The following is a 6,691-nucleotide window of genomic DNA, read 5'->3' on the forward strand; positions in this document are numbered from 1 at the left end:
GCCCCGCGTACACGCGGCCGACTTCCAGCAGCGTGTACGCGGCGCACCGCTCGTCGGCCAGTTCCTCGAAGGTGGCCAGCGCGTGCCCCAGACAGCGCAGCGCCTCGTCGGGGTCACCACGTCGGTCGTGCAGTCGGCTGTACCGCCGCAGCACCACGGCCACGCGGTGGTCGTCGCCGAGCGCCCTGGCCTGGCTCAAGGCCCCGTCGAACCATGACTCCGCCTCGTCGAGTTTGCCCTGCATGAGCTTCATGACGCCCATGGAGCAGGACAGTTGCGCTTCGACGACCCGGTCGCCCGCACCGATCGCGATGGCCAGCGCGTGCTCGACACGTTCGAGGGCTTCGGCGTCACGGCCCTGCACCCGGCTGACCGTGGCGAGCATGGCGACCGACAGCGCCTCGCCGCGTTTGTCCCCACCGTCCTGGCACAGCCCGAGGGACGACTCCAGGACCCGGGTGGCCCGATCGAACTCGTCCTGGTAGATGTACAGCTGGCCGAGACCGCGCAGCAGCACCGATGCGCCGTGCACGTTGCCGGCGGCCTCGGCCGCGTCCAACGCGAGCCGGTGCCCGTGCTGCCAGTCCTGGTACAGGCACCGGTGGTCGTAGTAGGTCGCCGCGCCGGCCGCCAGCTCCCAGGCCAGCTCGTCCTGGCCCCAGTCCACGGCCAGTTTCACCGCGCCGAGCAGGTTGTCGCGTTCCGCGTCGAACCAGCCGACCGGGTCGGCCGTCAACCGGTCCGCGACCGCGTCCGGTGGGGACCGGCGCGGTGCCGAACCGGGCGCTGCCGCCAGCAGTCCGGCCGGCGGCAGCCGATCGGTGCCGCGCCCGATCGACTCGAGCCAGACGGACAGCACCCGGATGATCGCGTCCCGCTTGTCCTCCGTGGGCAGTGCGGCGGCGATCTCGACGGCACAGGTCCTGATCAGGTCGTGCAGCCGGTAACGCGGCTCACCGAGGGCGTCGGTGGCGGTCAGCCTCACCAGGCTGGCGTCGACGAGGGTGTCCAGCACGTCTTCGCCGTCCGGGCGGTCCAGCAGCGGGCCGACCACCCAGCCGGGCAGGGTGTAAGGGCCGAGGAGACCGAGGAGGCTCAGCGCGCGCACCGCGTCGGCCGGCAGCAGCCGCAAGCTCAGCTCGACGCTGGCGCGCACGCTGAGGTCCCCGATCCTCAGTTCGGCCAGCCGTCGTGACTCGTCCTCGATGCGTTCTCGCAGTACCCGCAGCGACCAGGCGGGGCGGCCCGTGAGCTTGCCGCTGGCGATCCGGATGGCCAGCGGCAGGTTGCCGCAGCAGTCGAGGATCGCGTCGGCCTCCCCCGGTTCCCGCTCGACCCGCCGCTGTCCGACGATTCCGGTGAACAACTCCCGTGCCTCCGCCCGGCTCAGCACGTCCAGGTCGATGTGGCGGGCGCCGGGAAGGTGGGTCAGCAGGGTGCGGCTGGTGATCAGCACGGCGCAGCCCTCGGCGCCGGGCAGCAACGGCAGCACCTGTTCGGCGTGACCGGCGTCGTCCAGCACCACCAGCATGCGGCGGTCCACCAGCAACGACCGGTAGAGCGCGGCTCGCTCGGAGAGTCCGTTCGGGATCGCGCTGCCGGTGATCGAGAGCGCACGCAGTGCTTCGGCCAGCATCAGGCCCGGGTCACGTGGTTGGTCCGATGTCGCCGCGAGGTCGAGGTAGAGCTGGCCGTCCGGGTAGCCGGCGCCGGCCAGCCGCGCGGCGTGCGTCACCAGACAGGACTTGCCGACCCCGGGACCGCCCACGACGACGACCACCGGGGCCCGGTTCGCCGGCGATCCGTCGAGCAGTCCGGCGATCTCGGCCAGCGCCTCCGCACGGCCCACGAAGTCAGGTACGTCGTGGGGAAGTTGCCGCACCGGCAGCGCCATCGCCGACCCGGGAACCGTCGGGGCAGGTCTCTGCGGTGGCCTGGGCGAGGGAGAAGGCGCCGGGATGGTGGCCGCCAGGTCGGGATCCGCGGTCAGGATGCGCTGGTGCAGCGTCCGCAGCGGCGGGGCGGGGTCGACACCGAGTTCGTCGGCCAGGGTCCGGCGCAGCCCCTCGTACACCTGCAGCGCCTCGCCTTGTCTCCGGCACCGGTAGAGGGCGAGCATCAGGTGTTCGGCGACCTGCTCGTCGTAGGGGTGCTCGCGGAGCAGAGCGGTCAGTTCGTCGATGACCTCTCGATGGCGCCCCAGGTCGAGTTCGATGGCCAGGCACTGGTGCTGCGTGGCCGCGCGTTTCTCGTTCAACCGTGCCGCATCGATCTCCAGGGCCCGGCTGGGAGTGTCGACCAGGGCGTCTCCGCGCCAGCAGGCGAGTGCCCGCCGCAGCGCGGCTGCTTTCTCGACCGGGGCGGTGTGCTGTTCGCAGAGGTGTCGCTCGTGTTCGAACTCCAGCAGGTCCAGTTGGTCGTGGGCCAGGTGGATCTCGTAGCCGCCGCGCCTCGTGCTGATCAGGGAGGCGGGTGCTCCGGTGGCCCCGAGGTTGCGGCGCAGTCCGGAGACGGCGTCCTGGACCTGACGTACCGCGGTGGCGGGCGCGTTCGTGTCCCACAGCACGGCGACGAGCCGTTCCATGGGGACGATCCCGTTGGCGTCGATCAGAAGTGCTGCAAGCACCTTGGCCTGCCGTGGCCCGTTCAACGGGACCGCGCGTCCGGCGATCTGGGCGTGCAACGGCCCCAGCAAGCCGAATCTCATGCTCCCCCTGGTACGTGACGATGAGCGCCGTTTCCCTGGCCGACCTCGCACTAGGACGAATCTAGGACGGCCCACGCATCTGTGTCCATGTTCATGGCGAACAACTGGGACAGCCATTACCAGCGCCACCAGCAAGGCAGAAATTCAGGGCGGGGGCCGGGGATCAGGGCTCGACGAGGCCGGCCCGGATCGCGTAGCGGGTGAGTTGCAGCCGGTCACGCAGGCCGAGCTTGCGCAGCACGTTCTCCCGGTGCCGGTGGACGGTCTTGATGCTGATGAAGAGCATCTCCGCGATCTCCTTGGAGGTGTGCCCCTCGGCAACGAGTTTGAGGACCTCCTCCTCGCGCGCGGTCAGCACCTGCTCGGGCGGCTCCTCGCCGTTGCGGACCCGGTCCAGGTAGGTGCGGACGAGCGCCGTGACCGCGCCCGGGTACAGGAAGGGCTCGTCCCGCATGGCGGCCCGGCATGCGGCCACCAGATCGAGGTCCGCGACGGACTTGAGCACGTATCCGCCGGCACCGGCCTTCAGCGCCTGGAAGAAGTACTGCTCGTTGTCGTGCATCGTCAGCATCAGCACGCGCACGCCGGGCTTCAGCGCGAGGAGTTCCCGGGTGGCCTGCAGGCCGGTCATCCGGGGCATGGCGATGTCCATCACCGCCAGGTCGACCTCATGGGTGCGGGCCAGCTCGACGGCCTCCGCGCCGTCCCCGGCCTCGGCGACGACCTCGAGGTCCGGTTCCCGGTCGAGAATGAGCCGCACTCCACGGCGTACGAGAGCGTGGTCGTCGGCGAGGAGGATGCGGATCACGGATGTGCGGGGCGTCGTCATGGCTGCTTCCTGAGACGGGGCACGGTCAGTCGGACCGTCGTACCGGCCTGCGGTCGGCAGGTGACATCCAGCGTGGCCCCGATCAGCAGGGCCCGCTCGCGCATTCCGCGGATCCCGGCCCCTTCGCGGGCGACGCCCGTTCCACGGCCGTCGTCGGTGACGGCCAGCACCACCGCTTCGTCGGTGTGGTGCAGGCTCACTTCGACCCGGTCGGCCTCGGCGTGGCGGGCGGCGTTGGTCAGGGCCTCCTGGGCGACGCGGTACAGCACGAGTTCCGTCTGCTGGTCGAACACGGGCAGACCGGTGTCGAAGCGGCGCACCACGCGCAGTCCGACGTGCGTTGCGAACTCACTGGTCAGCGAGGTCAGGGCGCTGACCAGACCGAGGTCCTCCAGCGCGCCCGGCCGTAGTCGACGCACCAGGCGGCGCACCTCGTCCAGGCTTCCCCTGGTGATCTCCTGAGCCTGCCGGAGTTCACCACGCAGCGGCTCGTCCGCCTCACCCGCGGCCCGCCCGAGCGCCAGCAGGATCGCGGTCATGCTCTGGCCGACCTCGTCGTGCAGTTCCTGGGCGATGCGGCGCCGCTCCGCTTCCTGGGCCAGCAGGGCGCGGGCACTGCTGGTGGCCCGTTCGTGCTCGAGACGCTCGAGCATGGCGTTGAAGGTGCGGATCAGCTCGGCCATCTCGCCGCGTCCCCCTTCCGGCAGCCGCTGGCCGGGGCGCAGCAGGTCCACGGTGGCCATCAGCCGGGTGAGCCGGTCGAGCGGGCTCAGGCCGATGCGCAGCAGGGCCGCGTTGGCGACCAGCATGACGGCGAGACCGGCCACGAGGACGACCGCCTCGGTCAGCACCACCGGCACGGAGACGGTCACCGGCGCCCACAGCAGCAGCGCTGTGGCGCTTCCCAGCACCACCGCGTTGAGCGCGAAGATCCGCCAGAACAGGGACACCGGGATGACGCCTCTCGCTTGGTGACACGGTTTCTCTTCCACTGTCGGTCACCGCGCACTCCGCGCGTGAACCGCGGCGCCTGGGTCTTGACCGGTCCGGTGTCCAGGCTGCCCGCTGCCTGCTCGGCCGTCGATGGGCTCCGATGCCCATTCCCGGGGACTGACGCGCCCCGCCGCGACGCGCGCTGGCGACCCGCAGATGGGTATCGCGCCCGATGGTTTTCGCGCGGCGCCACGGCCACGGTGGGGGTATGAACCGACCCCTGGAAGAAGCAACGGACGTGTCGCCCGATACGCCCCGGGCCGAAACCCGCCGAGATCGGCTGACGGCCGACGAGGCCCTCGAACGCCTCGCACACGAACGCTCCTCCCGCCTCACCCAGCTGCAGGCCATCCGCGAGGCCGGGCCTGACGCGAAGGAACCGGTGATGTCCACGCAGAAGGACACCGTCCAGCGAGTCCTCACCGAGGTGGAGGCAGCCTTCGCCCGCGTCCAGGACGGCACCTACGGCTTCTGCCGGAACTGTTCCAGGCCCATCCCCGTCGAGCGCCTGGAGATCCTGCCCCACACCCCGTTCTGTGTCCCCTGCCAGCGCGGCGGCGCCTGACCCGCAGCGCATCCGTCGGTTCCCCCTCTCCCTGCCCTGTTCAGGAGGTGACCTGGTGGACCACCAGATCATCGATGTCCGCGATACGCCCCTGTCGGCCGAGGACCTCGCCGCACTGCATGCGAACCTGCGCGAACAGCGCCTGTTCCGCCAGGAACAGCTGCAGCAGCTCTCGTCCGCCGCCCCGACCCGCGCCGACGCGTTCCTCGACCGGCGGGCCGCCGCCCAGGTCGAGGTCCGCGTCAAGCTCGCCGCCTCCGCCCGCATGGTCCTGGCCGATGTCGAAGCCGCCCTCGCGCGGATGGACCTCGGCTGCTACGGGAAGTGCCACCTGTGCCGGAAGCCCATCGCCCGTGAGCGACTGATGATCGTGCCGCAGGCCCGCTACTGCACCCGCTGCCAGCAGGTCAGGGAGACCGGCCGATGACCATCGCGTCCGGCCCCCGGCCCGCGGCAACCGGGCACCGTTCGTGGCCCTGGTGCCGGCAGTGCACCGGCATCGCCCTCGATCTGGGCAGCGCCCGCACCCGGGCCTGGACGTCCGGGCGACGCACGATCCTGGACGTGCCCACCGCCACCGTCCCGGGTGACCGCGCCACCTACCCCGTCCAGCGCGGCACCATCGTGGACACCCCCGCCGCCGCCCGGATGCTCGACCGGCTGCTCGGTCACCGTCTGCCCCGCCACGGGCGCCCGCTGCTCATCCTGACCACGCCCGCACTGGGCGGCATCGTCTACCGGGCCGAAGCCCACGCCGCGGTCGAGGTCCTGCACCCGCGCACCGTACTGACCGTCCCCGCCGCGCGCGCCGTGGCTCTGACCGCGGGCGCCGACCTGACCCGTCCCCTGCTCGTCGTGGACATCGGTGCCCATCTGACCGAGGTCACGCTCCTCACCGACGGCGCGTTGACCGACGCCCGCCACACCGCCCTGGGCACCAGCGACCTGGGCAGCCACACCCGGCCCGCGCAGCTCACCGAGGCGGTCGTCGCCATGGTGACCAGCATGCTCGACGACGACCGGACCTCCCAGGCCCACCACGCCCTCCAGCGGGGCGTACTCCTCGCCGGCGGGGGCGCACTACGGGCCGACCTCACCCACCCGCTCGCCGGACGGCTGCATGCTCCCGTCCGGACCGTCCCCGGCCCGCACACCGCCGCGGTCCGCGGCGCCGCGAAACTCCTCCAGGCCGCCCACGCCCATCCGTCCGCCGCCGCGGAGTGACGTCCATGGGTGTGGTCACCGCGCCCTGGTCCGTGACCGGCCCTCGGCGCGTCCCCTGACCCCGTTGCGAAAGTCGACGGGGGAACGGCCCGTGCGCTGGATGAAGTACTTGCTGAACTGGGAGGCCGTGACGAAGCCGAGGCGGTCGGAGATCTGCGCGGCGGTCTCGTCGCCGTGCGCCAGCAGCCGTTTCGCCTCCAGCACGACACGGCGGTCGATGAACTCCTTCGCGCCGACCCCGGCGCCCGCCAGGGTCGCCCGGGCGAGGGTGCGCCCCGCATATCCGAGCATGCGGGCGTAGTCCGCCACCCCTCGGGTGGCGGTGAAGTGCCGTTCGACCGCGTCACGGAACCTCAGGTAGGTCTCGTCCGGC

General features: G+C 71.6%; 7 protein-coding genes. 3 read left to right on the forward strand and 4 right to left on the reverse strand.

Features of this window, described 5'->3' with window-relative positions; genetic code table 11:
* The 3 genes from ABZ646_RS36895 to ABZ646_RS36905 form a co-directional block, all read right to left on the reverse strand.
* Positions 1-2,707 (reverse strand): BTAD domain-containing putative transcriptional regulator (locus ABZ646_RS36895; protein ID WP_360529125.1); only part of this gene is annotated, 2,707 nt, incomplete at its 3' end.
* Positions 2,708-2,870: 163 nt separating this feature from the next.
* Positions 2,871-3,536 (reverse strand): response regulator transcription factor, encoded by a 666-nt coding sequence (locus ABZ646_RS36900; protein ID WP_360529128.1) that lies wholly within the window; start codon positions 3,534-3,536, stop codon positions 2,871-2,873.
* Complete coding sequence (locus ABZ646_RS36905; protein WP_360529131.1) at positions 3,533-4,486, reverse strand: sensor histidine kinase; 954 nt, start codon at positions 4,484-4,486, stop codon at positions 3,533-3,535. Before ABZ646_RS36905 ends, ABZ646_RS36900 begins: the two co-directional genes overlap by 4 nt.
* 251 nt (positions 4,487-4,737) lie before the next feature.
* On the opposite strand from ABZ646_RS36905, the gene ABZ646_RS36910 reads away from it, so the two are divergent.
* From ABZ646_RS36910 to ABZ646_RS36920, 3 genes are read left to right on the forward strand one after another with little or no spacing between them, the layout of a single operon-like run.
* On the forward strand, positions 4,738-5,094 hold the full coding sequence (locus tag ABZ646_RS36910; protein ID WP_360529134.1) for a TraR/DksA C4-type zinc finger protein: 357 nt from the start codon (positions 4,738-4,740) through the stop codon (positions 5,092-5,094).
* 52 nt (positions 5,095-5,146) lie between these two features.
* Entirely contained in the window at positions 5,147-5,521 is a 375-nt protein-coding gene (locus ABZ646_RS36915) for a TraR/DksA C4-type zinc finger protein (RefSeq protein WP_360529143.1), read from the forward strand.
* Positions 5,518-6,318, forward strand: coding sequence for a rod shape-determining protein (locus ABZ646_RS36920; RefSeq protein ID WP_360529137.1), 801 nt, complete (start codon positions 5,518-5,520; stop codon positions 6,316-6,318). Before ABZ646_RS36915 ends, ABZ646_RS36920 begins: the two co-directional genes overlap by 4 nt.
* 15 nt (positions 6,319-6,333) lie before the next feature.
* On the opposite strand, the gene ABZ646_RS36925 is transcribed toward ABZ646_RS36920, so the two are convergent.
* Positions 6,334-6,691 (reverse strand): AraC family transcriptional regulator (locus tag ABZ646_RS36925; protein ID WP_360529140.1); only part of this gene is annotated, 358 nt, incomplete at its 5' end.

The organism is Streptomyces sp. NPDC007162 (genome assembly GCF_040634175.1).
Lineage (GTDB): Bacteria > Actinomycetota > Actinomycetes > Streptomycetales > Streptomycetaceae > Streptomyces.